This window comes from Bacillus cereus group sp. MYBK139-1 (genome assembly GCF_051916915.1).
GTDB lineage: Bacteria > Bacillota > Bacilli > Bacillales > Bacillaceae_G > Bacillus_A > Bacillus_A pacificus.
The window spans coordinates 439,188-465,723 of the sequence record NZ_JBQAHO010000002.1 but is presented as its reverse complement, the minus strand read 5'-3'; the positions used below and the strand labels follow the sequence as shown (position 1 = coordinate 465,723).

Sequence of the window (26,536 nt, the reverse complement as noted above, 5' to 3'; positions counted from 1 at the left end):
CTCCCATGCTAATTTTGTGTTAATCGCTTCACGATTTTCACTGTTTCGTACGCCGCTTTCTCAATTTGCTCTTTCGTATTTCCAAGTCCGAAACTAAAGCGTACGGATGAACGTATTTGATCGGAGTCTTTTCCGAACATCGCTACTAATACATGTGATGGATCAATCGAACCAGCTGTACAAGCCGAACCACTTGATACTGCAATGCCAGCTAAGTCTAAGTTCACAAGAAACGGTTCGATGTTCGTTCCTGTAAAACTAATATTAAGCACATGCGGTAAGCGATATTCTAAGTTTCCGTTTACCTCGAAAGTAATGTCTTCATTTTTGAAGACAGATACCATTATATCTTTAAACTCTTCATATTGGGCATTTTTTTGCTCACGAGTTTTTTCAGCTAGCAAAATTGCATGTTGCAACCCAACGATACTCGGTACATTTTCAGTACCAGCACGGCGTTTTCTTTCTTGCTCCCCACCTATTAATAACGGTTCAAATTTCACGTTTGCACCAGCATATAGGAACCCGACACCTTTTGGTCCGTTAATTTTATGAGCCGAAATTGATAATAAATCAACACGAAACTCTTTCACATCAATTTCTACTAAACCGTAAGCTTGTACCGCATCTGTATGGAAATAAGCTTGATGATCTTTTAGCAACTTACCTATTTCCGCAATTGGTTGCATCGTCCCAACTTCATTATTCCCAAACATAATAGATACAAGAATTGTCTCTTCTGTTAATGCTTTTTGTATGTCAGAAACTTGAACGCGTCCTGTTTCATCAACAGGTAAATATGTCACTTCAAATCCTTCACGTTCTAACAATTCACACGTATGCAAAATTGCATGATGTTCAATTTGCGTCGTTATAATATGGTTACCTTTATGACGATTCGCACGTGCTACACCGATAAGCGCTAAATTATCCGCTTCCGTACCACCACTCGTAAATATAATTTCATTCGGATTCGCATGAATGCTACGTGCACATGCGCGTCTCGCCTCATCTACTGCATGGCGCGTTTGACGTCCATAAAAGTGAATACTAGACGGATTTCCGAATGTTTCTGTCATATATGGAATCATCTTTTCGACCACTTCCGGGTGAGTCGGAGATGTCGCAGCATGATCTAAATAAATGCGTTCCATTAAATCTCCTTCTTTCCAAATCGTTTCACAAGGAATTAAATGTAAAACATATAGCCCCCGTGATTTTCTTCCTCATAACGTACTAAATCTTCTAACGTTGTACTATCTAACACTTCTTGCACCGCATCACGAACACGCATCCATAATTGGCGTTGTGCTGGTTCTTCTTCTTCTATCATTTCTACAACACTAATCGGACCCTCTAATACACGGATTACATCCCCAGCTGTAATGTTAGCTGGCTGATCTGATAATACATACCCGCCATATGCTCCGCGTGTACTCTTTACTAGACGCGCGTTACGAAGTGGTGAGATTAATTGCTCTAAGTAATGTTCCGATAAATCATGTGCCTGCGCAATTGATTTTAAGGAAATTGGACCTTCACCAAACTTTTTTGCAAGATCGATCATAATTGTTAAGCCGTAACGGCCTTTCGTTGAAATCTTCATCTATTTTGCACCTCTTTTCAAATTTTCACTTCTATTGGTTATATCTTATTTATAAAAGAACACAATTTAAAATCCTATGAAATTATAGCATAATATAGTATTATAAGAAATTTCAACTTGTGTATCAAAATGATAACATAAAATCACATTGAAAAACTCGGAAATTATTACAATTGAAAGAAAAATGAAAATATTCATATTCATTTTTCCCACAAAACAGCATCCTATTTCAAATTCCACTAAAAAAAATGATACGATAGAAAGAGATTACACATTAAGGGAGACGGTAAAAATGAAACAACCACTCGCACATCGAATGCGCCCTACAAATATTCAAGAAATTATCGGACAACAACATTTAGTTGGTGAAGGAAAAATTTTATGGCGAATGGTCCAAGCAAATCATTTTCAATCTATGATTTTATATGGCCCTCCAGGCACTGGAAAAACATCCATCGCGAGCGCAATTGCAGGAAGTACCGGAACCCCTTTTCGCCTATTAAACGCTGTTACTCACAATAAAAAAGATATGGAAGTTGTCGTACAAGAGGCAAAGATGCATCGACACCTCGTTTTAATTTTAGATGAAGTACACCGTCTAGATAAAGCAAAACAGGATTTTCTATTACCTCATTTAGAAAGTGGACTCCTTACCTTAATTGGTGCGACGACGAGTAATCCGTTCCATGCTATTAATTCTGCTATTCGAAGTCGGTGTCAAATCTTCGAATTACACGCATTAACAGAAAATGATCTTTTAATTGGCTTAAAACGAGCACTTGAAGATAAAGAAAAAGGTCTTGGGGAATATGATGTAACTGTTACGCCTGAAGCATTACATCACTTCGCAAATGCATCAGGCGGAGATATGCGTTCCGCTTATAATGCACTGGAACTCGCTGTTTTATCTAGCTTTACAACTGATGACAAAGCTGCGGAAATTACGCTGGAAATCGCCGAAGAATGCTTACAAAAAAAGAGCTTCGTTCACGATAAAGGCGGAGATGCTCATTATGACGTATTATCAGCATTTCAAAAATCAGTGCGCGGAAGTGATGTAAACGCAGCACTTCACTATTTAGCACGTCTTATTGAAGCCGGTGACCTGCAAAGCATTGGTAGACGTCTTCTTATTATGGCATATGAAGATATTGGACTTGCCAGCCCGCAAGCTGGACCGCGTACACTAGCCGCAATAGAATCAGCTGAACGAGTTGGATTCCCAGAGGCACGCATACCACTTACAAATGCCGTTATTGAGCTTTGCCTATCACCAAAATCAAACTCAGCTTATAAAGCACTTGATGCTGCCTTACACGATTTAAGGAACGGTCAAACAGGCGACATCCCAAGTCATTTAAAAGATAGTCATTACAAAGGCGCAGAGGCACTTGGAAGAGGCATTGGATACTTATATCCACACGACCATCCAAATGGTTGGGTACAGCAACAATACTTACCTGATAAAATAAAAAACAAACAATATTATAAACCGAAAATGACAGGGAAATTTGAACAAGCACTTTCTACTGTATATGAAAGATTACAAAGTTCGAATAAAACGAAAAATAAAGGGTAACATAAGCGAAAACGTCACCATTATGGAGGCTTCGCTTATGAAAACACGTCAAGATGCATGGACAAAAGAAGACGATCTCCTTTTAGCAGAAACTGTTTTACGACATATTCGCAGCGGCAGTACACAAATAAAAGCATTCGATGAAGTCGGCGATGCTTTAAACCGCACTTCCGCAGCTTGCGGTTTTAGATGGAACGCTGAAGTAAGACCGAATTATGAAGATGCGGTACAGCTTGCGAAAAAACAACGTAAAGAATTAAAGCGCTCTGAAGCTAAAATAGAAAAAGATCAGTTCACAAAAACGAAACAACTCGTAATCGATGCTGAGTTTTCAGAAGATATTGTACCAAGTAAACAAGAACTTACAATGCAAAATGTCATCTCGTTTTTGCAAAACTTGGAGCACAATAATCCTTCACTCGCAAAGTTACAAACTGAAAATGAAGTATTACAAACTCAGCTCACTTCCTTGCAAAAAACGAATGATGAGCTCGAAACTAAATTAGCTGTACTCACAAAAAAACAACAAGCAATCGAAGAAGATTATGCAATGCTCGTTAGAATTATGGATCGTGCTCGAAAACTCGTTTCAGTTGAAGAACAAGAAGAGCAGATCGCTCCCATTTTCAAGACAGATCAAAATGGAAATTTAGATATTATTTATTCTGCAGAGAATTAAAAAAGATGTCACCTAGCCCTATTTTCCGGCTAAGTGACATCCTTTTTTTGTTTCTTCGATGGATAGCGTATTGGTAAATGAAATTATATCGGCGATTTTTCGAATATATCTATCGTAACTTACAACATATCAACGATTTTTTAATTATATCGACTATTCGACAAGGAATATCAATTTACCGACAAATATTTACAAAATAAGTAGACCTGCTATACAAAGAACTCCCTGAATTAACTGGATATTTTTTACTTAAATGTTACTATAAACATATACGATTGAAAGGAGCTGATTGCCATTTCATTAGTAGCCTTCAAAATAACACTCGGTATTCTCGTTCTAACGTTAGGCCTTTTTACCATTCATAGTTTAAAAAAGACCTCAGGTTATAAATCAGACAAATATGATTATTACTTACTGGCCTTGCTTACATTTGAACTAGTAGCAATGCAAATACCCCTATTTTTTTAGCACATATAAAAAAGCATATATCCGAAATGGATATATGCTTTCATTTTATTCTTGTCCTACACGTTTCACTTCTACATTTTTAATGCGTTCACGTACAACGTGACTTGCCATAATTAAGCCTGCCACAGATGGGACGAATGCATTTGATGAAGGTGGTAATTTCGCTTTACGAATTTTTGCATTTTCGTCTGGTACAATTTCTTTACGTACTTCTTCACGAATTACGATTGGGTTTTCGTCAGAGAAGACAACTTTTACACCTTTTTTAATACCCTCTTTACGAAGCTTCGTACGAATGACTTTCGCAATTGGATCTGTATGTGTTTTAGAGATGTCCGCAATACGGAAACGAGTTGGGTCCATTTTATTTGCTGCACCCATACTTGAGATAATTTTAATTTTACGACGTAAACATTGTTTAATTAAATGAATTTTGAACGTAATCGTATCAGATGCATCCACTACAAAGTCTAAACCGTGTTTAAAGAACTCTTCATATGTTTCATCTGTATAAAACATTTCTAGTCCAATTACTTCACACTCTGGGTTAATGTCTGCAATACGCTCTTTCATTAATTCTACTTTTGAACGTCCTACAGTAGATACTAAAGCGTGAATTTGACGGTTTACGTTTGTAATATCTACAACATCTTTATCTACTAATACGAGACGCCCAACGCCAGAACGCGCTAACGCTTCAGCTGCAAAAGAACCTACGCCGCCAATTCCTAAAATACCGACTGTACTATTTTTTAATATTTCAAGCCCTTCTTTACCGAAGGCTAATTCATTACGTGAAAATTGATGTAACATTCAGCTCTACACTCCTATTACAAAAATGGTCTACCATGTATTCTAGCGTTTTTCCGACTATTTGTATAGAAAAAGTTATAGAATTCCTAAAAATACATATTTCGAAAATAAAAACATAGTGTAAACCGGACTTTTTAAACAACCTCTCAAAAAAAGTCTAGACGGCTATAGTATAACCATCTAGACTTTTTTCTTACTTCTCTTCTTTCACGTTCAACTTTAAGTTCAGTTCTTCAAGCTGTGCTTCTGCAACTGGGCTTGGAGCTTCTGTTAATAAGCAGCTTGCGCTTGCTGTTTTTGGGAATGCAATTGTATCACGAAGGTTTGTACGACCTGCAAGTAACATAACAAGACGGTCTAAACCTAATGCAATACCACCGTGTGGTGGAGTACCGTATTCGAATGCTTCTAATAAGAATCCGAATTGCTCTTGCGCTTCTTCTTGTGAGAATCCAAGTGCTTTGAACATTTTTTCTTGTACGTCACGCTCGTAAATACGAAGTGATCCACCACCAAGCTCGTAACCGTTTAATACAAGGTCATATGCTTGTGCACGTGCTTTTTCTGGTGCTGTTTCTAATAGCTCAACATCTTCACGGAATGGCATTGTGAATGGGTGGTGAGCTGCGAAGTAACGATCTGCATCTTCATCATACTCAAGAAGCGGCCAATCCGTTACCCATAGGAAGTTATATTTACTTTCGTCAATTAACTCAAGCTCTTTACCTAGACGTAAACGAAGTGCACCTAAGCTATCTGCAACAACGCTCTTCTTATCTGCTACGAATAGTAATAAATCACCAGCAGTAGCTTCTAATGTAGTCATTAACACGTTTGCATCTTCTTCACCGAAGAATTTCGCGATCGGTCCTTTTAAGCCGTCTTCTTCCACTTTAAGCCAAGCTAAACCTTTTGCACCGTATACTTTTACAAATTCAGTTAATGCATCGATGTCTTTACGAGAGTACTTGCTCGCAGCACCTTTTGCATTAATTGCTTTTACTTGTCCGCCGCTTTCTACAGCACTTGTAAACACTTTAAATCCACAACCCGCTGCAAACTCAGATAAGTCTGTTAGTTCCATTTCAAAGCGTGTATCTGGCTTATCAGAACCGTAACGAGCCATTGCATCAGCGTAAGTCATACGAGGGAATGGTGCACTAATCTCTACACCTTTCGCATCCTTCATAACTTTCGTCATCATGCGCTCCATCATATCTAAAATTTCTTCTTGTGTTAAGAATGAAGCTTCAATATCGATTTGCGTAAATTCTGGCTGACGGTCCGCACGTAAATCTTCGTCACGGAAACAGCGTGCTACTTGATAGTAACGCTCAAATCCGCCGACCATAAGAAGCTGTTTAAATAGCTGTGGAGACTGTGGTAACGCATAAAACTCACCATCATGTACACGACTTGGTACTAAATAATCACGAGCTCCTTCTGGCGTGCTCTTCGTTAAAATTGGTGTTTCTACTTCTAAAAACTCTTCTGTATCTAAGAAATTACGAATTGTTTTTGTTACGTCATGACGCATTTTGAATGTATTGAACATTACAGGACGACGTAAGTCTAAATAACGATATTTTAAACGCACATCTTCTGATGCATCTGTATCATCAGCAATAATGATTGGCGTTGTTTTCGCTGCGTTTAATACGTTTACCTTTGTTGCTTGTACTTCAATACGACCAGTTGCCATATTGTCATTAATTGCGCCTTCACCACGCTCAACAACTGTACCTTCTACGTGTAATACGTATTCGCTACGAATTGTTTCTGCTACTTCTAGCGCTTCTTTTGATGTTTCTGGGTTAAATACAACTTGTACGATACCTGTACGGTCACGTAAGTCGATAAAGATTAATCCACCTAAATCACGGCGTTTTTGTACCCAACCTTTTAATTGAACTGTTTGTCCAACTGCTTCTACTGTTACTTTTCCACATGCATGTGTTCTTTCAGCCACTGTAAGTTCCCCCTATATTAATTTCTCTGCTACGTATGAAGCAAATACATCTAACGCCACTTCTTCTTGTTCGCCTGTTGCCATATCTTTTAAGTTAATGATGCCTTTATCTAGCTCATCTTCCCCTAATACAGCTACAAATTTCGCTTTTAGACGATCTGCTGATTTAAATTGTGCTTTCATTTTGCGGTCTAAATAATCTTTTTCAACTGATAATCCAGCTTTACGAAGATCAAACGCAACTTTTGCAGCATGGTCTTTCGCTTTTTCACCAAGCGCTACAACGTAACAATCAATGCTATGTTCAATTGGTAATTCAATGTTTTCAGCTTTTAGCGCCATAATTAAACGTTCAATACTCATCGCAAAACCGATACCTGGCATTTCTGGTCCACCGATTTCTTGTACAAGTCCGTTGTAACGTCCACCACCGCTTAATGTAGTAATAGCACCGAAACCTTCTGCTTCACTCATAATTTCAAAAACAGTGTGCTGGTAGTAGTCTAAACCACGTACTAAGTTCGGATCTTTTTCAAATGGAACATCCATCATCGTTAATAGTTCTTGAACTTTTTCGTAGTATACTGCTGAATCTTCATTTAAGTATTCTGTAATAGATGGTGCTGTTCCCATTAATTCATGGTTACGGTCCTTCTTACAATCTAAAATTCGAAGAGGGTTCTTTTCTAAACGAGATTGACAGTCAGAACAGAACTCACCGATACGTGGCTCAAAGTGTGCGATTAACGCATCACGGTGCGCTTGACGGCTCGCCGCATCACCTAAGCTGTTTAATACAACTTTAATATTTTTTAAGCCCATGCCGCGGTAAAACTCTACAGCAAGTGCAATTACTTCTGCATCAATTGCAGGGTCGTTACTACCGATTGCTTCAATACCAAATTGTACGAATTGACGATAGCGACCTGCTTGCGGTCTTTCGTAACGGAACATTTGACCGATATAATATAATTTCGTTGGTTGTGTTGCGTCACCGAACATTTTATTTTCAACGTAAGAACGTACAACAGGTGCAGTACCTTCTGGACGTAATGTTAAACTACGCTCTCCACGATCTTGGAATGAGTACATTTCTTTTTGTACGATATCTGTCGTATCACCAACACCACGTAAAAATAGCTCCGTGTGTTCAAAAATTGGTGTACGAATTTCTTTATAATTGTAACGACGGCAAATTTCGCGTGCTTGCCCTTCGATATACTGCCATAACTCAACAGTGCCTGGAAGAATATCTTGCGTTCCGCGTGGGATTTGAATAGACATATTCAGTTCCTCCTCAAATTGTTTTAATCTTAATAAAAATAAAAAAACTCCCGCCTCTACTGTTTGAACAGTAGGGACGAGAGTATTATACCCGTGGTGCCACCCTAATTGAAGCACGTATGCTTCCACTTTTTTAATAACGCTTAAATGTGCGTTCATCCCTACTAAGCGTATATGCCGTTCAAGTTGAAACCTCTAGAGTGTCATTCAATCAGTCATCATGTAGAAATGTTTTCAGCCTAAGACATTTCTTCTCTTTCCATGTGTGTCTCATTTACTCTTCTCTATCAACGGTTATATTCATATGTAAATATAAAATTACTATACGTTTGTTCAGTAGGATTGTCAAGTGCTCTAAGAGCGTTCAATCTGCTTCTTTAGACGCTTTACATCTTGAAGAGAAATGCCAAACTCAGAAGCAAGCTCCATCGAAGTATTGTTTTGCTCTTTTGAAATAAAATCATGAAAATTCACGTTAAACAGTTGATTTGCACCATTTGTAACAGAATGCCCTTTTTCATTCATACGCATACGTATATCCCTCACATTCAATATGGATGTTTTACTTTTTATTGTTCCATATTGATTAGAGAGTTATACATAAACGAAAAAGCTATTGACTCAAAATAAACATTAGTATTATTGTATTTATAATAATTAGCCAGTCCACTCGCTAGCATATGATGCTTCAAATGAATATAACAACACTGCAATACCTAGCCCAAATACGATCATTTCTAACATTACATGTAATATACCTTGCACTTCCCTTTCTTCCACAGGAAATAAAGCATACATTAAACTACTTCTACACACTGATTCAATATACGAACCAACGCCTCTGGATTAGTTTCCATTACCCAATGCCCACCAACTTCAATAGAAAAAACTTCCCATTTTCTATCCCTTGCTTTTTTTGCTGATTCTAAAAAGATAGGCGTCATTGGCCAATGTTCTGGATTATCCTTTACTTCTACGTATATATGAGGTATAAGTTGCGCTTTAGAGTTTTTTATTTCAACCGATTGTGTAAAAGCCAACAATGACATCGCTGATTTTTTTTCATCTATTGTATTTCTAGGAAGAACACGCCATCCTTCCCCGTATACCTTTACTTCTTCTATAAAATGTGCGGCCATTTCCGGCCCAGAAATATCCATAACAGAATCACCATTTTCCGGAAGCATTGCATCCACGTATACTAACTCTTTAATAAACTCGGGAATCTCTTCTGCTACACCTGTAATTACCATACCAGAATAACTATGCCCTACTAAAATTACATCTCTTAGACCCTCATATTTAATAGTATTAACAATGTCTTGAATAAATGTTTTCAGCCCTATATTAGGTTGCATAAGATGTGTTCGTTCCCCAAGTCCAGTTAATGTAGGAGTATATACACTATGACCCTGTTCCCTTAAAAGTTTAGCTAGTTTTTTCCAAACATAACCGCCATCCCATGCTCCATGAACGAGTACAAATGTTTCCATAAGATTTACCTCCCATAATCCCCCGATTATATCGTTTATTTTCTTAACTATCATAACAATAACTAGAAAAATATACCATTAAAAACCACAAAAGAAGAGAGGGGCTCATCCCCTCTCTTCTTCAGCAACACTATTTACTTTCCACAATTAAGGTCACCGGACCATCATTGATTAAAGAAACATCCATCATTGCTCCGAACTTCCCTGTTTCTACATGCAATCCTTGCTTACGTACTTCTTCATTAAAGAAATCATATAAACGCTCTGCATAGTCAGGTTTAGCTGCATCCATAAAGTTTGGACGTCTTCCTTTGCGGCAATCTCCGTATAATGTGAATTGCGAAATGGATAGAACTTGTCCTTCTACATCAAGTACAGAATGGTTCATCTTTCCGCTCTCATCTTCAAAAATACGTAAGTTCGCAATTTTTTCTGCAATGTAAGTTGCATCTTTTTCTGTATCTTCATGCGTAATGCCAACTAGTAATGTTAAACCGAACGGAATTTGTCCTACGATCTCACCGTCTACTGTGACAGACGCTTCCTTTGATCGTTGTAAAACAACTCTCATCTTTTCTACACTCCCTATTAATGCATCATGCGTCTTACTGCATAAATTTCTGGAACACGTTTAATGCGTTCTACTACTTTTTTCAAGTGCTGTAAGTTACGAATAGAGATTGACATATTAATTGTCGCCATCTTATTACGGTCACTTCTACCAGAAACTGCCGAAATGTACGTTTTCGTCTCTGTAACAGCTTGTAATACTTCATTTAATAAACCACGGCGATCGTAACCTGAAATTTCAATATCAACGTTATACTCAATTTCTTTTTCAGGGCTACCTTCCCACTCTACTTCTAATAAACGTTCTATAGCTTCTTCTGTATGAACATTTACACAGTCACGGCGGTGAATCGATACGCCTCGGCCTTTCGTAATATACCCAACGATATCATCACCAGGTACTGGGTTACAGCATTTTGATAAACGAATTAATAAATTATCTGCACCACTTACTTTAACGCCAGAATCCCATTTTCGAATTTTCATCGGTTTACGAACTTCTTTAACTTCAACAATCTCTTCTTCTTCACGTTGCTTACGGAACTTGTCCGTTAGTCGCGTAACAATTTGCGATGCAGTGATGCCATTATATCCAACTGCCGCAAACATATCTTCTTCATTTGCAAAGTTGAATTTTTCAGCAACTCGTTTTAAATTATCAGGAGCTAACACTTCTTTCATCTCATACTCTAGGCTACGCACTTCTTTCTCAACAAGTTCACGGCCTTTTTCAATATTTTCATCTCTACGTTGTTTCTTAAAGAACTGACGTATTTTGTTTTTTGCATGAGATGTTTGAGCAAGTTTCACCCAATCTTGACTTGGTCCATACGAATGTTTCGATGTTAAAATCTCAATGATGTCACCTGTTTTTAATTTATAATCAAGTGTCACCATTTTCCCGTTTACTTTTGCACCAATTGTTTTATTTCCAATTTCTGAATGCACACGATATGCAAAGTCAATTGGAACAGATCCAAGTGGTAATTCCATTACATCGCCTTTCGGTGTAAAGACGAATACCATGTCAGAGAATAAATCAATTTTTAATGACTCCATAAACTCTTCTGCATTAGAAGCTTCATTTTGCCATTCTAATATTTGACGGAACCATGTAAGTTTCTTCTCTAATGTACCTGCTGTTTCTGCTGTTTTTCCTTCTTTATACGCCCAGTGTGCCGCGATCCCGAATTCTGCGATCTCATGCATTTCTTTCGTACGAATTTGCACTTCAAGCGGATCACCTTTCGGCCCAATTACAGTCGTATGAAGAGATTGATATAGATTTGCTTTCGGCATTGCAATATAATCTTTAAAACGACCTGGCATCGGCTTCCAGCACGTATGAATAATTCCAAGTACTGCATAACAATCTTTAATACTATTTACAACGACACGTACAGCTAATAAATCATAAATTTCATTGAACTGTTTATTTTGCAGTGCCATTTTACGATAAATGCTGTAAATATGTTTTGGTCTTCCAGAAATTTCAGGTTGAATTGCAACTTCATCTAATTTCTCACGAATACCAGTCATTACTTCCTCTAAATACTCTTCACGTTCTGCACGTTTACGCTTCATTAAATTTACAATACGATAATATTGCTGTGGATTTAAGTAGCGAAGTGACGTATCCTCTAGCTCCCATTTAATAGTACTAATTCCGAGTCTATGTGCTAAAGGTGCAAAGATTTCTAACGTTTCATTCGCAATGCGACGCTGCTTCTCTTGAGGCAAATGTTTCAATGTACGCATGTTATGAAGACGATCGGCTAGTTTAATTAAAATAACTCGAATATCTTGAGCCATTGCAATAAACATTTTGCGATGGTTTTCTGCTTGTTGTTGCTCATGAGATTTATATTTAATCTTTCCGAGCTTTGTCACACCATCGACAAGCATAGCAATTTCTTTATTAAATTCCCGTTCAATATCTTCTAATGTAATCTCTGTATCTTCTACTACATCATGTAAGAAACCTGCTGATACTGTAGCTGGATCCATGTGTAAATCAACTAAAATACCTGCAACTTGAATTGGATGAATAATGTATGGTTCACCCGATTTTCTGTATTGTTCGCTATGCGCATCGCGTGCATATTCATAGGCACGTGCTACTAGCTCAATATCTTCATCCACTAAATATTGACTTGCTTTCTCGAGTACCTGTTCAGCTGTTAGTACCTGCTCATTTGCCATCGAATCACCTTTTATTGAAAATTGACTTTATCTTTATTGAATAGAATAAATTATATTCTATCATTATAACCCAATGATTGTGAATTGTGAAAAGGAAAAGATTTTACTGACATTTCACTATAATTTTTTGTTCAATTATACAAAAGTACCCGCTCCTCTCCAAGAGATTCACGGGTACTTTTTATCACCGTAGTTTTACCTATATAGTGATTAGTATTTTTCTAATACTAATACATCGTAACCATCTAACATTTTACGACCATCTAAGTAAGTAAGTTCTACTAAGAATGCAATTCCTGCTACAACTCCGCCTAGCTCTTCAACTAACTTAATTGTCGCTTCAATTGTTCCACCTGTAGCTAATAAGTCATCTGTAATTAATACGCGTTGACCTGGTTTAATTGCATCTTTATGGATCGTTAAAACATCTTTACCATATTCTTTACCGTAGTCAACTGTAATTACTTCACGTGGTAATTTTCCTAATTTACGAACTGGCGCAAATCCTACTTCTAATGCATAAGAAACTGGGCAACCGATAATGAAACCACGAGCTTCTGGTCCTACTACAAGATCGATGTCTCTCTCTTTTGCATACTCAACGATTGCATCTGTTGCTGCTTTGTATGCTTTACCGTCGTTCATTAACGGTGTAATGTCTTTAAACACAATACCTTCTTTTGGATAATCCGGTACAATTGCGATATGTTGCTTGAAATCCATATTTCTGAATCCTCCTCAGATCTAAAAGGTTTGTAAATACAAATCCTTTACCCTAACTGTTCTACTTCTTTATGATTACGAATCGTTTCAAACCATGTATATAGTTGCTGATATGTGCTATAAACCAATTCTTTTTCTAATTGTAAGTGGTTCATTTTCTCACGATATGTGCTCGATTCAATTAAATCACGCTTTTGTTTTTTTTCTGCCATAAAAATGACGCCATCTTTTATTGTAACAAATTCTAACTCAAAAAACACCTGTGTCATGAAATTTACTGTATCTTTTGACCAACCTTTATGCTGACATAGTTGCGCTCCATATTGTCTTAAAGAAAATGGTGATTTTTGGCTCAAGAACGAATAGTACCATTTAAAATGTTCTCTCGTTGGAACAGTACTAAATAAATGATTATTCTCTTGATAAAATAGTGTATAAATTCGCGACGGGAATCCTACTTTAAATAGCTCTCTTAATTCATCTGTCCCTTTTGGTAAATCAAGGAATACGATGTATTGATCATCTAACTCGGTCACTTCTGATGCATGCATCATATGCTCTTTATAGTCTTCTAAAGAAAATTTATTCAATACCTCTTCAGAAAAATACACCATCGTGATTTTCCCTTTCGGAAGTTCTGCTAAATTTGCTTCTACGTTACGCATACTACGCCAATCGAATAATTGCCATGCTTCTACAGCAATATCTTGTACCATTAATTGCGGCTTCTTAAAATTATTCCATTCATTGATAGACGCTTCTCCTATTACAGATACTTTTGCAACTGGAGAAATTTCTTTCGCATATGCGCCAAAACCGAATCCAATTGTATCCAATGTTGCTTGTCCATCACGAAGAGACATCTTTAAATGAGAACCATCTGATCCGATTGCACGAATACTTTCTAACTCCGCATCTTTCACCGCAATACGTGGCTTTGGATTTCCAACACCAAATGGCGCTAACTTTTGCATATCTTCAATCGCTGCAAGTGTTACGTCCTCCACTTTGCAAAAGGCATCGACAGCTGTAATTGGAATAAAATCTTCTTCTGTTAAAATTGTATCTGCCTGTTCATTTAAACGGCGGCGTAATTCATCTACATCATTCATATGTAGCGTCATTCCCGCTGCCATCGGATGTCCTCCGAAGTGTGGCAATAACTCTCTACAATCTGACAAGTTTGCAAACAAATCAAATCCTGCAATACTACGCGCTGAACCTTTTGCAGTTTCTTTTACAGGATCAATGCATAATACAATCGTTGGACGATAAAAACGTTCAACTAATTTAGAAGCGACAATTCCAATTACACCTGGATTCCATCCTTCTTTTGCAAGCACTAATACTTTATTGTCTTCAGGCGGAAAATTCGTTTCCACTTCAGCAATAGCTTCTTCTGTAATTTGCTTTACAATATCTTTTCGCAGTTTGTTCAGCTCATCAATTTCTTCAGCCAGCTCTTTCGCTTCTTCGGGATCCTCTGATAATAAAAGATGTACAGCCGGCGTAGCATCTTCTAAACGTCCAACTGCATTAATACGAGGTGCGATTGAGAAGCCAATACTCTCTTCTGTAATTTCACTTTGCGAAACGTTAGCAACTTTAAATAGCGCCTTTAGTCCGATATTTTTCGTCATGCGCATATGTTTTAAACCGCGCTTCACTAACAATCTATTCTCACCGTGAAGTGATACTAAATCAGCTACCGTACCAATCACTGCAATTTCTAATAAATGTTCTGGTACACGGCCCAGTAGTGCATGTGCAACTTTAAACGCAACACCTACACCAGCTAAATAGTGAAACGGATACACACCGCCATCTAATTTCGGATGAATAATCGCAAGTGCTTCTGGCAATTCTGGTGGTGGCTCATGGTGATCTGTAATAATTAGATCTATCCCAAGTTCCTTTGCTACCTTCGCTTCATGTACAGCTGCAATACCAGTATCGACAGTAATAATGAGTGAAAATCCTGCGCTATGCGCCCAACGAAATGCTTCTTCGTTCGGTCCATAACCTTCTGTAAAACGGTTTGGGATATAAAATTCTACGTCTGCACCTAATTCTTGTAAGGCAACATATAAAACAGTTGTACTACTTACTCCGTCCGCATCGTAGTCACCAAATATTAATATTTGCTCTCCATTTTGAATCGCCTTATTTACACGTTCTACCGTTCTATCCATTCCTTCTAATAAAAACGGATCATGAAATTCTTGATTTTCTGTATTTAAAAAATCTAAAATCTTATCTTCTGTATCTATTCCTCTACCGAGGAATAACGAAACGACAAGTGGTGATAATTGTAATTTACTTGCTAATTCACTCACTCGCTCGCTATTATATTCTTTTTCTTTCCAACGCGTCTTCGGTTGTAACACGAAATCACCCCTTAACCTGTTCATTATACAAGACAGATTAAGGGGTGACAATATAATGCAAACTACGCTGCAATATCTATATACTAAAATGTTAATAATATTTAATTTGGAGAATACGGATTTATATGTACAAACACATTTTGTACGTTATCTTGCTGCATAAGCGTTTCTTTCACATGCTTGCCAATGCGATGCCCTTCTTCTACAGTAATATATGGATCTACAGAAACTTTAATATCTACAATAACGTAATGACCATGCTCCCTCGCATATAACGAACCGATTTTTTTCACACCATCTATTTGAAGTACTGCTTCTCTAAGCGGAACAACATCTTCCTCATGAAGAACATGATCAAGCGTTGCATGAATTGCTTCTGCCCCAATACTCCATGCCATTTTTGCAACAAGAAGTGAAACAAATAATCCTGCAATTGGATCAGCATACACAAGCCAATCGAACCCGAACTTACCACCAATAATCGCTGCACAAATACCGATTAAAGCTGCAATTGAAGAAAATACATCTGAACGGTGCTCATATGCATTTGCAATAATTGCATCACTATTTACCCTTTTCCCTAATCGAAATTTATATTGAAACATTCCTTCTTTCACGATAATCGAAAGAACAACAGCAAAAATCGTAATTCCCTTCGGCGGTTCTAGTTCCTGCGAAAAAGCTTTTATGGACGAAATTGCTATCTCGATTCCCACAATAAATAATAATACTGCAACAATAATCGCTGAAATCGATTCCGCTTTACCATGACCATACGGATGATCTTCATCGGGCGGCTGCTTTGCTGCTCGCAATCCAAACAGTACAGCTAGCGAACCAATTACATCTGATGCAGAATGCACAGCATCCGCTAATAGCGCTTTACTGTTCCCAATATAACCAATTACCGCCTTTATAATTGCTAATATAATATTACCAACGATCCCGACAATAGCACCGAACTCGGCCTGTTTAAAACGCTCATCTTTTTCCATCATTAAAATCCCTTCTTTTCTTAACCTATCTTTTTATCCCACTTTAACGGGCAGTAAGACCCCCACCTCAAAATTCAGCGAAAGCAAAGAAGTAAGGTGGGGGTCGGGCTGCCCATTAAAGTCCGATTGGTTCAACTAATAATCAGTGAGGGATGAAGAAAACCGCCACTGATTAAAGTTTCACTTTATTGTAACAAAAACAGCGATAACATCTCCACTTTTTTCCATTCCCACTTTTAAAATTTGCTATCTTATTGTATCCACAAACGAAAAAAGAGATGCCTCATAAAGAGACATCATCTTTTTTATACTTGCGGTTCAGATTCTACTTTCTCAACCTTTTTCTTATTTTTGCCCTTTTTCAAACGACGGTTTTCAAGCATTAACCAAATTTGAGAAGCAACGAAAACAGAAGAATACGTACCTACAACTAATCCAACAAGTAACGCAAACGAGAAGTTACGTAGTGACTCACTGCCGAAAATAAGCAATGCAATTACTGGGAATAGCACTGTTAATACGGTATTAATCGAACGACCAAGCGTTTGACGAATACTTGCATTTACGATTTCTTCTAAGTCTTTTATATCACGTACTCGTTTTTTCTGTTTGTATAATTCACGGTTTCTATCAAATGTAACGATCGAGTCATTAATAGAATAACCGATAATTGTTAATACCGCAGCGATAAACGTTAAGTCTACCTCTAACTGGAAAATACTAAATATAACAATCATAACGAATGCATCATGTAATAATGCAAGTACTGCAGATAATGCATACGTAAATCGGAAACGAATACTTACGTATAAAATGATAACCGCAGAAGCAATTAATACTGCGATAAATGCATTTCGTGCAATTTCTTTCCCGATTGTTGGTGAAACTGTACTTACGTTTGGATCTGTACCATATTTATCGTGGAAGAATGTTTTTGTTTTCGCAATTTCATCTTTTGATAGAACACCTAATGTACGAACTGCGAATCCTTTATTGTCATCTCCAGTCGGTACAATATTTTCTTCCTTCACGTCAATGTTCAATTCTTTGAAATCTTTATGAACATCAGACACAGTAACTGCTTGTTTTGATTGCAAGTCGATACGTGTACCACTCGCAAAGTCAATACCAAGATTCAATTTGAAAATTGGTAAAATAATTGCACCTGCAATTACAACTACCATCGAAAAGATAAGGAATTTATGACCGACATTTACGAAGTTAATACGATCAAATCTTGTCGGTGGATGTACTACACCTTTTGTTAATGGAATAATATCCTTTTGTTTCACACCAAAGTATCCTGGTTTCTTATCGAAGTAACGGCTCTTTACAAGTAAACTTAGTAAGAAACGAGTACCGAATACGTTCGTAATAAAACCGACTAAAATACTTACGATTAAACTTGTTGCGAACCCTTTTACAGAGCTATTACCATAAACGAATAATACACCAGCTGCTGCAAGTGTTGTAATGTTCGCATCTAAAATGGTTGCTAATGAACGGTGGTTACCAGCACGGAATGCCGACATCATTGACTTACCAATTTTCAACTCTTCTTTCAGTCTCTCGTACGTAATAATATTCGCATCAACCGCGATACCTACCCCGAGCACTAACGCCGCAATACCTGGCAACGTAAGAACTGCATGCATCCAGTTAAAGACAAGTAATGTAACGAAAATGTATAGACCTAACATAATAACCGCTACAAGTCCTGGTAAACGGTAGAATACAAGCATAAATAAGAAAATAAGAGCGATACCAATCGCACTAGCGAAAATTGTTTGCTCTAACGCTTGTTGACCAAACTTCGCTCCAACAGATGTTGAATACATTTCTTTTAAATCAACAGGAAGTGCACCTGCATTTAATAAAGATGAAAGTTGTTTCGCGCTTTCAACTGTAAAGTTTCCACCTACGATAGATACTTCAGCTTGGTTAAACACTTGGTTTACTGTTGCTGCTGATAAGAACTTCGGATTCGGTTTTGCAGATTCTGCTTTGTACGAATCTTTTCCTTCTTCAAAATCAAGCCAAATTACCATTAAATTCGTTGGTGGTGGCATTTTTGAAATTTTTTCAGTTACTTCGCGGAATTTTTCAGCACTCTTTAATGTAAGACCTACGCTCGCACGGCCTTGGTCATCAAATGTTTGCTTCGCTCCGCCGCCTTTTAAATCCGTTCCATCCATAAGAAGGTTGTCATCTACATCACGGAATGTTAATTTCGCTTGCGTTGATAACATTTCACGTGCTTTTTGCTGATCTTGTACACCAGCAAGCTGTACACGAATTCGGTCCTGCCCTTCAATTTGAATGTTCGGTTCACTTACACCGAGTACATTGACACGATTTTCAAGAGCACCTACTGTACTTACAAGTGCCTCTCGGTCAATTTTATCACCTTTTTTGGCTGGTTTTACTTCATAAAGAATTTCAAAACCACCGCGAAGGTCTAGTCCTAGACTAATTCCTTTTGCTATGTCTTTTCCTGCCGCACCAATTACTCCACCGATTAATAAAACGATGAGGAAAAAGGCGGCAATTCTCGTACCACGCTTTGCCATATGTACCCTCTTTCCGCTACTAACACTTCAAATAAATCTTTTACGATTCACTTTCACACGTGTGCATACGCCTAGTTAGTAGACTTCCTTTCTATAATTTTGCTAGCTCATCACTAGCTGTGCCGGTAAGTTTTCACATTACCTACACTTTCATTATTTGTTTTCTCTCTTCACTACCCCCTTTATATATAATCTTAGACATAATTATTTCCTCATTATCAATACCTATCATTATACTGCAAAAGGAAGAACAAACCAATTGCAGTCGGTTATTTATTTTCATATTCATCAAATGACCAAAGTGGCGCTTGATATGCTTCAACAGTTAAATACGTCATATATTCATTAGCTGTTACTGTTAATACGTCATTAACTAATTCATACAATCTAACGTCACTGTCTATCTTCTTCCACTTTTTCACTTTAAGAAACTTCCAAATGTCATCATCTGTTACTCGGTTGTAGCCGAACATTTGGAACTCTTCTACTTTACTTTCTAAAACGACTTGTAACTGTCCGCGGTATGATTCTACCAAAGCCTCTCTATCTAACATATATAACATCTCCTTCTTATTTCAGCACGAAAAGTCGCTTTTAATCCCGCTCTAATGGACAGCAATAACTACTTTCAAGAGCACTCTCTTAAATGCTTGTCATTCTTGTCTCGTACGTGCATATAAATTATTGTAAATCATTCCACTGATTTTGAGAAGGTAGGAGAAGACCATGACGAGACAAAGCTTTTTAAAAGGCGCATTTATTTTAATGATAGCCGGCTTTATTACCAAAATTCTAGGATTTATTAATCGTATTGTAATGGCACGTATTTTAGGAGAAGAAGGCGTTGGCCTTTATATGATGGCCGTCCCTACATTTATTCTAGCAATTACATTAACACAAATCGGTCTTCCTGTCGCAATCGCAAAATTTGTAGCAGAAGCAGAAGCTGTGAATGATAAACAAAAAGTTAAAAAAATATTAACCGTATCATTAGCTGTTACATCCGTTATTAGTATCATTTTAACAATTGGAATTATGCTCCTCACACCTATTTTAGCAAAAACATTATTAACTGATGAACGAACGTATTATCCATTAATGGCCATTTTGCCTGTCGTTCCTGTTATTGCTGTTTCTTCTGTTTTACGCGGCTATTTCCAAGGGAAACAAAATATGAAACCTAGCGCTTACGCCCAAGTTATAGAACAAATTGTCCGCATTACAATTATCGCTATATGTATTCAATTATTTTTACCTTACGGCGTAGAATATGCTGCAGCTGGCGCTATGTTATCAGCCGTTCTCGGTGAAGTGGCATCGTTATTATTTTTACTCACTTTATTCCAGCGTGAAAAACATTTATCTATACGCTCTGGATTTTTCACTACTGTAAAAGAAAGCAAAGGGACATTTTATTCTCTTATGGATATTGCACTTCCAACTACAGGAAGTCGTTTAATCGGTTCCGTTTCCTATTTTTTTGAACCTATCGTCGTTATGCAAAGCTTAGCGATTGCCGGCGTTGCTGCCTCCGTCGCAACTCAGCAATACGGTATATTAAACGGGTATGCATTCCCCCTTCTTTCACTGCCAGCCTTTATTACATACGCTCTTTCGACAGCACTTGTTCCATCTATTAGCGAGGCAATGGCAAAAAGACAACATAAATTAGTAGAACACCGCTTACAACAAGCTCTTCGGATCTCACTCATTACTGGCGGGTGGTCAGTCGTTATATTATACGTATTTGCTTCTCCTGTTTTAACTCTTATGTATGGATCGGATAGTGCAACAGCGTTCATCCAGCTTCTTGCACCTTGCTTTTTATTTCATTATTTTCAAAGTCCACTTACCTCTGTTTTACAAGCTTTAAACTTAGCACGTGCGGCCATGATGAATACGTTTATTGGTGCAATCGTGAAATTAATCGTTATTTTCGTACTAGCCTCAAGGCCAGAGTTTCAAATGATGGGGGTTGCCCTTGCAATTGCAGCAAATATCGTAACGGTAACATTTCTTCATTACGCTACTGTTTTAAAGAAAATTACATTTACCATTTACGCAAAAGACTATATTTTTGGCGGACTTGCCATCGGTATCGCAGGCTCCTTCGGTTTTTACCTTCATAAGTATATAGTTTTCTCTCATTCACTTGGCATACAAACATTATGGGAAATCACTTTAACAACACTCGTTTATATTGTGCTCCTCTTCATTTTCAAGCTCATTCGAAAAGAAGAGTTAAGTCGTCTCCCTATCATTCGAAAACTTTCATTTTTGAAGTAAACGGGCTTACTATGTCGTATAGTAAGCCTCTAGTTTTCTTTCAAATCAACAAAAAATTGTCCATTTTGAAAGCTACAGTATAAAATTTTTGTTACATCGTTATAGCCTAAGTTTTTTAATTTTTCAACAAGCCACTCATCTGTATGTTCAATCATTTGTAAATGATTAGATTGAATTTCTCCATCGATAATAAGGGGAAGCGTAAACTGCAATGCATCCTGCCCACCTTTTTGTTTTTGAAAGACAGATAACTTCCCAGATGGTTCTAAAATAGCGTATTCTACATCCCGGATATCTCCAACTCCTTGTTCCCTTAATTGCATCATTAAATCATCTATATTATAACGTTGCTTTCTCATCTTCTTTTCATCAATCTTTCCTGCATTTACAAGAATGGCTGGCTCACCTTCTATTAAATGCCGAAAGCGTTGATACTTTAACGAAATAACTGACAAAATAATTTGTATACACATAAGAAACGTCATCGGAACTAATTGGTGCCAAAGTGATTTATCGGTATTTTCAATTGCGACTACTGCCATTTCACCAAGCATAATGAATACGACTAAATCTAATACACTTAGCTCTCCAATTTCACGTTTACCCATAAGACGAAAAATAATTAAGATGATGATATACAACAGCATCGTCCGGCCAATGATTGATACCCATTCCATTTCTACATCTCCTTTTTACGTATAGACTCCCCTATAAAAAAGAAAATAGTCTAACTTAGGCAAAAGGAAAATATGCTTGTATTAAAAAGGGGGAATGTATAAATGGATGGAACGAAAAAATTATCAACTGCAATCGGCTTCGGTATCGTTATCCTATTAATTCTCGCAACAGTTACTAGCATGATTATGGCTCTTTTATTAAAATTTACAGATATGAATGAAGGAACATTAGCTGTTACTATTTTTATACTAGCACTTTTATCTATGCTTATATCCGGGTTTACTGCCGGCAAAAAAGCACAAGGGAAAGGTTGGCTAGTAGGCTTCACAACAGGACTTACATTCACTATACTTGTTTTTCTAGTTAACTATTTAGGTTTCTCTCAAACTTTATCGAACTCACAGTTACTTTATCAATTAGCATTAATGGGCGCGAGTACACTCGGTGGCATTTTCGGTGTAAATATGTCCAAACAAAATAACTAAAAAAAGCCCTGCACATTTCATGCAGGGCCTTCCTCATTAGTTTTTCACAACTTCACGAATCGCATTACGATCGAAAGTTAAGTGTGAGCCACCAGATTTAATAACAATTTTCGTTTCATCTACTGATTCGATTGTACCGTGTAAACCACCGATTGTTACGATAGCATCACCTTTTTTTAACTCACTTTGCATTTGAGCAACTGCTTTTTGACGTTTTTGTTGCGGGCGAATTAATAAGAAATAGAAAATCGCAAACATCGCAACGATCATAACGATATTCATCATACCTGGATTCATCTTTTGTTCCTCCTTTTAAATTATGTATTAGAAGTTTTTAGCATTCGGTTTATTAAAGCCATACTGTTCAAAGAATTCTTCGCGGAAATCGCCAAGACGGTCTTCACGAATAGCTTGTCTCACCTGCTCCATTAAGTTTAACAGAAAATGAAGGTTGTGATAAGACGTTAAACGAATTCCGAACGTTTCATCACATTTCATTAAGTGACGAATGTACGCACGAGAGTAATTTTTACATGTGTAGCAATCACAGTTTGGATCAAGCGGACCGAAGTCTCTTGCGAATTTCGCATTTTTGACAACTAGACGGCCTTCACTTGTCATACATGTACCATTTCGAGCGATACGAGTTGGAAGTACGCAGTCAAACATATCGATACCACGAATTGCACCATCGATTAATGAGTCAGGAGAACCTACTCCCATTAAGTAACGTGGCTTATTATCTGGAAGAAGTGGTGTTGTAAACTCAAGTACACGGTTCATAATATCTTTCGGCTCACCTACAGATAAACCACCTACCGCGTAACCAGGGAAGTCCATTGAAACAAGGTCTTTTGCACTTTGACGGCGAAGCTCCTCGAACTCTCCGCCCTGTACAATACCAAATAACCCTTGATCTTGTGGACGTTCATGTGCTTTTAAGCAACGCTCTGCCCAGCGGCTTGTACGCTCTACAGATTTCTTCATATATTCAAAAGTAGCTGGGAATGGTGGACACTCATCAAATGCCATCATAATATCTGAACCTAATGCATTTTGAATTTCCATCGCTTTTTCTGGTGATAAGAATAATTTATCTCCATTTAAGTGGTTACGGAAATGAACGCCTTCCTCTTCAATGCGACGGAAGTCACTTAAACTGAATACTTGGAAACCACCAGAGTCCGTTAAGATTGCACGATCCCAGTTCATAAATTTATGCAAACCGCCTGCTTCACGAATGATTTCGTGACCTGGACGTAGCCATAAATGATACGTATTACTTAAAATAATGCCAGAATCCATTGCTTTTAATTCTTCTGGTGACATTGTCTTAACTGTTGCAAGTGTACCAACTGGCATAAATGTTGGTGTATCAAATGAACCGTGCGGCGTATGTACACGTCCTAAACGGGCACCTGTTTGTTTACAAGTTTTAATAAATTCATAACGAATTGCTGTCATAATTTACTCCTTTTATTTGTTTCCCATTTTAGCGTGAGAGGCAACGAACATTGCATCACCAAAGCTAAAGAAACGATATTTTTCTTTTACTGCTTCATTATAAGCATGAAGTACATTATCTCTGTTTGCAAATGCACTTACAAGCATAATTAATGTTGATTTCGGTAAATGGAAGTTTGTAATTAAACCATCAATTGCTTTAAATTCGTAACCTGGATACATAAAAATGTCTGTCCAGCCAGAAGCAGCACAAAGCTTGCCATCATGATCTGTCGCAATTGTCTCTAACGTACGAGTTGATGTCGTACCTACCGTAATGATACGTCCACCATTCTCTTTTACACGGTTTAATAATGCCGCCGTCTCTTCAGACATATGGTAATATTCTGCGTGCATATGGTGTTCTTCAATCGTATCAGCAGAAACTGGTCTAAATGTTCCAAGCCCTACGTGAAGTGTAATAAATGCTAACTCAACGCCTTTTTGTTTTAACTTCTCCAGTAACTCTTCTGTAAAGTGAAGTCCTGCAGTCGGCGCTGCTGCTGAACCGATTTCTTTCGCATATACTGTTTGATAGCGATCGCGATCTTCTAGCGTCTCTTTAATATATGGAGGAAGTGGCATTTCTCCAAGTTCATCTAAAATTTCATAGAAGATGCCGTCATATGAAAATTCAAGCTGACGTCCACCTTGATCTGCAGTTCCTGTGCAAGTTGCTTTTAATTTCCCTTCGCCAAAAGAGATAACAGTTCCTTCTTTTACACGTTTCGCTGGCTTAACAAGCGTCTCCCACTTATCGCCTTCTTCTTGTTTCAAAAGAAGTACTTCAATGTGTGCGCCTGTATCTTCTTTCACACCATGCAGACGAGCAGGCATTACTTTCGTTTCATTTAAAACTAAGCAATCCCCCTCATGTAAGTAAGAAAGAATGTCCGTAAAATGTTTATGCTCAATATCGCCTGTTTCACGGTCTAACACCATTAATCTTGATGTTTCACGCTCTTCTAATGGGACTTGTGCAATAAGTTCTTCTGGTAAATGAAAATCAAACAGATTAATATCCATAACTATATCCACCTATTTCTTATTTGAATCGATTTATTATATACATAATAAAAGATAATACAATACTTAACACAATACATGTGATGACAGGAAAATAAAAGGTAACGTTTCCTTTTTTCACAAAAATATCGCCTGGAAGCCTTCCAATGAACTTCCAAGCTAAGCCAACAACAATAAGTAAGATACCTGCTGTAATAAGCAACTTTGGCATCTCCGTCATACTTTTGGCATCTCCATTCCGAAATGCTCGTATGCAAGTGGCGTTACAATTCGACCCCTTGGCGTTCGTTGTAAAAAGCCAATTTGTAATAAATACGGCTCATACACATCTTCAATCGTATGAGATTCTTCTCCAATCGTTGCCGAAACCGTTTCTAATCCAACTGGACCACCACGGAACTTCTCAATAATACCAAGCAATAATTTATGGTCAATATGATCTAGACCTAATTTATCTACTTGCAGTAGCTCTAATGCCATTTGTGTAATTTCCATCGTAACCGTTCCATTACCACGAACTTGTGCAAAATCTCGTACACGTCGTAATAAACGATTTGCAATACGAGGTGTACCACGAGCACGTCTTGCAATTTCTAGTGCGGCTAACGAGTCAATTTCAACTTCGAATACTTCTGCTGTACGTTCAACAATCTCAGAAAGCTGATCTACTGTATAATACTCTAATCTTGAAAGCACACCGAAACGGTCACGAAGCGGCGCTGATAACGCACCTGCACGCGTCGTTGCTCCAACTAATGTAAATGGCGGTAAATCTAATCGTACAGACCGTGCTGAAGGTCCTTTTCCAATTACAATATCAAGACAAAAATCTTCCATCGCAGGATATAGTACTTCTTCAATTGATCTATGCAAACGATGAATTTCATCAATAAATAATACATCCCCTGGCTGAAGTGCTGTTAATACAGCTGCTAAATCACCTGGTCTTTCAATTGCCGGTCCTGAAGTTGTTCTAACATTTACGCCCATTTCATTGGCAATAATATTCGCAAGCGTCGTTTTACCAAGACCTGGTGGTCCATATAAAAGCACGTGATCTAACGTTTCTTCACGCATTTTCGCCGCTTCAATAAACACCTCTAAATTATGTTTCGCTTTATCTTGGCCAATATACTGACGGAGCGTCTGTGGCCGTAATGAATATTCTAAATCCGCATCTTCATATGCAGATTCCCCTGAAAGGAGACGTTCGTCCATTA

The 26,536-nt window shown here is 37.6% G+C and carries 24 protein-coding genes, 1 pseudogene and 1 other annotated feature; of the genes and pseudogenes, 4 read left to right on the top strand and 21 right to left on the bottom strand.

Annotated elements, in window-relative coordinates:
- Positions 1-8: 8 nt before the first annotated feature.
- Both ACTFRS_RS13505 and cymR read right to left on the bottom strand, forming a co-directional pair.
- Positions 9-1,154, bottom strand: a complete 1,146-nt coding sequence (locus tag ACTFRS_RS13505) for a cysteine desulfurase family protein (RefSeq protein ID WP_139866556.1) — start codon at positions 1,152-1,154, stop codon at positions 9-11.
- Between the two features lie 35 nt (positions 1,155-1,189).
- Positions 1,190-1,606 carry a cysteine metabolism transcriptional regulator CymR gene (gene cymR / locus ACTFRS_RS13500; protein WP_000704116.1) on the bottom strand — a complete coding sequence of 139 codons (417 nt, stop codon included), beginning with the start codon at positions 1,604-1,606 and terminating at the stop codon, positions 1,190-1,192.
- Positions 1,607-1,898: 292 nt separating this feature from the next.
- Here cymR and ACTFRS_RS13495 point away from each other — a divergent pair, with 292 nt between their 5' ends.
- Both ACTFRS_RS13495 and ACTFRS_RS13490 read left to right on the top strand, forming a co-directional pair.
- Positions 1,899-3,185: a replication-associated recombination protein A gene (locus ACTFRS_RS13495; protein ID WP_440024834.1), complete on the top strand. Its 1,287-nt coding sequence runs from the start codon at positions 1,899-1,901 to the stop codon at positions 3,183-3,185.
- 37 nt (positions 3,186-3,222) lie between these two features.
- Positions 3,223-3,864, top strand: coding sequence for an RsfA family transcriptional regulator (locus tag ACTFRS_RS13490; RefSeq protein WP_000857700.1), 642 nt, complete (start codon positions 3,223-3,225; stop codon positions 3,862-3,864).
- Between the two features lie 513 nt (positions 3,865-4,377).
- On the opposite strand, the gene ACTFRS_RS13485 is transcribed toward ACTFRS_RS13490, so the two are convergent.
- From ACTFRS_RS13485 to ACTFRS_RS13425, 13 genes and pseudogenes are all read right to left on the bottom strand, one after another.
- A complete protein-coding gene (locus tag ACTFRS_RS13485; protein ID WP_000903177.1) occupies positions 4,378-5,145 on the bottom strand; it encodes a tRNA threonylcarbamoyladenosine dehydratase in 768 nt (255 codons plus the stop codon).
- Positions 5,146-5,338: 193 nt separating this feature from the next.
- Positions 5,339-7,114 (bottom strand): aspartate--tRNA ligase, encoded by a 1,776-nt coding sequence (gene aspS, locus ACTFRS_RS13480; protein ID WP_016718525.1) that lies wholly within the window; start codon positions 7,112-7,114, stop codon positions 5,339-5,341.
- A 12-nt stretch (positions 7,115-7,126) separates the two neighbouring features.
- Complete coding sequence (hisS, locus tag ACTFRS_RS13475; protein ID WP_000027087.1) at positions 7,127-8,398, bottom strand: histidine--tRNA ligase; 1,272 nt, start codon at positions 8,396-8,398, stop codon at positions 7,127-7,129.
- Between the two features lie 69 nt (positions 8,399-8,467).
- Positions 8,468-8,698, bottom strand: a binding site (T-box leader).
- Between the two features lie 54 nt (positions 8,699-8,752).
- Positions 8,753-8,929, bottom strand: coding sequence for a hypothetical protein (locus ACTFRS_RS13470; RefSeq protein WP_001242605.1), 177 nt, complete (start codon positions 8,927-8,929; stop codon positions 8,753-8,755).
- Between the two features lie 82 nt (positions 8,930-9,011).
- Positions 9,012-9,181, bottom strand: a pseudogene (locus ACTFRS_RS13465) (YrdB family protein); the annotation flags it as partial.
- Between the two features lie 14 nt (positions 9,182-9,195).
- Positions 9,196-9,891 (bottom strand): alpha/beta fold hydrolase, encoded by a 696-nt coding sequence (locus ACTFRS_RS13460; RefSeq protein WP_431084492.1) that lies wholly within the window; start codon positions 9,889-9,891, stop codon positions 9,196-9,198.
- A gap of 130 nt (positions 9,892-10,021) precedes the next feature.
- The gene (locus ACTFRS_RS13455; protein WP_001266956.1) at positions 10,022-10,462 is read right to left on the bottom strand and encodes a D-tyrosyl-tRNA(Tyr) deacylase; all 441 of its coding nucleotides are present in this window, start codon (positions 10,460-10,462) and stop codon (positions 10,022-10,024) included.
- 17 nt (positions 10,463-10,479) lie between these two features.
- Complete coding sequence (gene relA, locus ACTFRS_RS13450) at positions 10,480-12,663, bottom strand: GTP diphosphokinase (RefSeq protein ID WP_001262814.1); 2,184 nt, start codon at positions 12,661-12,663, stop codon at positions 10,480-10,482.
- 210 nt (positions 12,664-12,873) lie between these two features.
- Positions 12,874-13,386 (bottom strand): adenine phosphoribosyltransferase, encoded by a 513-nt coding sequence (locus tag ACTFRS_RS13445; RefSeq protein WP_000346214.1) that lies wholly within the window; start codon positions 13,384-13,386, stop codon positions 12,874-12,876.
- A 47-nt stretch (positions 13,387-13,433) separates the two neighbouring features.
- Positions 13,434-15,773, bottom strand: a complete 2,340-nt coding sequence (gene recJ, locus ACTFRS_RS13440) for a single-stranded-DNA-specific exonuclease RecJ (protein WP_139866548.1) — start codon at positions 15,771-15,773, stop codon at positions 13,434-13,436.
- A 101-nt stretch (positions 15,774-15,874) separates the two neighbouring features.
- Positions 15,875-16,768 carry a cation diffusion facilitator family transporter gene (locus ACTFRS_RS13435; protein WP_139867098.1) on the bottom strand — a complete coding sequence of 298 codons (894 nt, stop codon included), beginning with the start codon at positions 16,766-16,768 and terminating at the stop codon, positions 15,875-15,877.
- Between the two features lie 305 nt (positions 16,769-17,073).
- A complete protein-coding gene (secDF, locus tag ACTFRS_RS13430; RefSeq protein WP_242294136.1) occupies positions 17,074-19,338 on the bottom strand; it encodes a protein translocase subunit SecDF in 2,265 nt (754 codons plus the stop codon).
- Between the two features lie 269 nt (positions 19,339-19,607).
- Positions 19,608-19,892, bottom strand: coding sequence for a post-transcriptional regulator (locus ACTFRS_RS13425; protein WP_440024837.1), 285 nt, complete (start codon positions 19,890-19,892; stop codon positions 19,608-19,610).
- Positions 19,893-20,064: 172 nt separating this feature from the next.
- Here ACTFRS_RS13425 and spoVB point away from each other — a divergent pair, with 172 nt between their 5' ends.
- A complete protein-coding gene (spoVB, locus tag ACTFRS_RS13420; RefSeq protein ID WP_000198281.1) occupies positions 20,065-21,624 on the top strand; it encodes a stage V sporulation protein B in 1,560 nt (519 codons plus the stop codon).
- Between the two features lie 29 nt (positions 21,625-21,653).
- Here spoVB and ACTFRS_RS13415 read toward each other — a convergent pair whose 3' ends face one another.
- Entirely contained in the window at positions 21,654-22,301 is a 648-nt protein-coding gene (locus ACTFRS_RS13415; RefSeq protein WP_000455381.1) for a DUF421 domain-containing protein, read from the bottom strand.
- A 102-nt stretch (positions 22,302-22,403) separates the two neighbouring features.
- Between ACTFRS_RS13415 and ACTFRS_RS13410 the strand changes: the two genes are divergently transcribed.
- The gene (locus ACTFRS_RS13410) at positions 22,404-22,787 is read left to right on the top strand and encodes a TIGR04086 family membrane protein (RefSeq protein WP_014893502.1); all 384 of its coding nucleotides are present in this window, start codon (positions 22,404-22,406) and stop codon (positions 22,785-22,787) included.
- A 36-nt stretch (positions 22,788-22,823) separates the two neighbouring features.
- Here ACTFRS_RS13410 and yajC read toward each other — a convergent pair whose 3' ends face one another.
- Genes yajC through ruvB form a run of 5 tightly spaced genes read right to left on the bottom strand, consistent with a single transcriptional unit; the run spans position 22,824 to position 26,534 of the window.
- On the bottom strand, positions 22,824-23,084 hold the full coding sequence (yajC, locus tag ACTFRS_RS13405; RefSeq protein WP_001068066.1) for a preprotein translocase subunit YajC: 261 nt from the start codon (positions 23,082-23,084) through the stop codon (positions 22,824-22,826).
- Positions 23,085-23,111: 27 nt separating this feature from the next.
- Positions 23,112-24,251, bottom strand: coding sequence for a tRNA guanosine(34) transglycosylase Tgt (gene tgt / locus ACTFRS_RS13400; protein ID WP_000125362.1), 1,140 nt, complete (start codon positions 24,249-24,251; stop codon positions 23,112-23,114).
- A 12-nt stretch (positions 24,252-24,263) separates the two neighbouring features.
- On the bottom strand, positions 24,264-25,316 hold the full coding sequence (gene queA, locus ACTFRS_RS13395; protein WP_000354028.1) for a tRNA preQ1(34) S-adenosylmethionine ribosyltransferase-isomerase QueA: 1,053 nt from the start codon (positions 25,314-25,316) through the stop codon (positions 24,264-24,266).
- A 19-nt stretch (positions 25,317-25,335) separates the two neighbouring features.
- Positions 25,336-25,536, bottom strand: a complete 201-nt coding sequence (locus tag ACTFRS_RS13390) for a DUF2905 domain-containing protein (protein WP_000138163.1) — start codon at positions 25,534-25,536, stop codon at positions 25,336-25,338.
- Positions 25,533-26,534, bottom strand: coding sequence for a Holliday junction branch migration DNA helicase RuvB (ruvB, locus tag ACTFRS_RS13385; RefSeq protein ID WP_046197784.1), 1,002 nt, complete (start codon positions 26,532-26,534; stop codon positions 25,533-25,535). Before ruvB ends, ACTFRS_RS13390 begins: the two co-directional genes overlap by 4 nt.
- Positions 26,535-26,536: the final 2 nt, after the last annotated feature.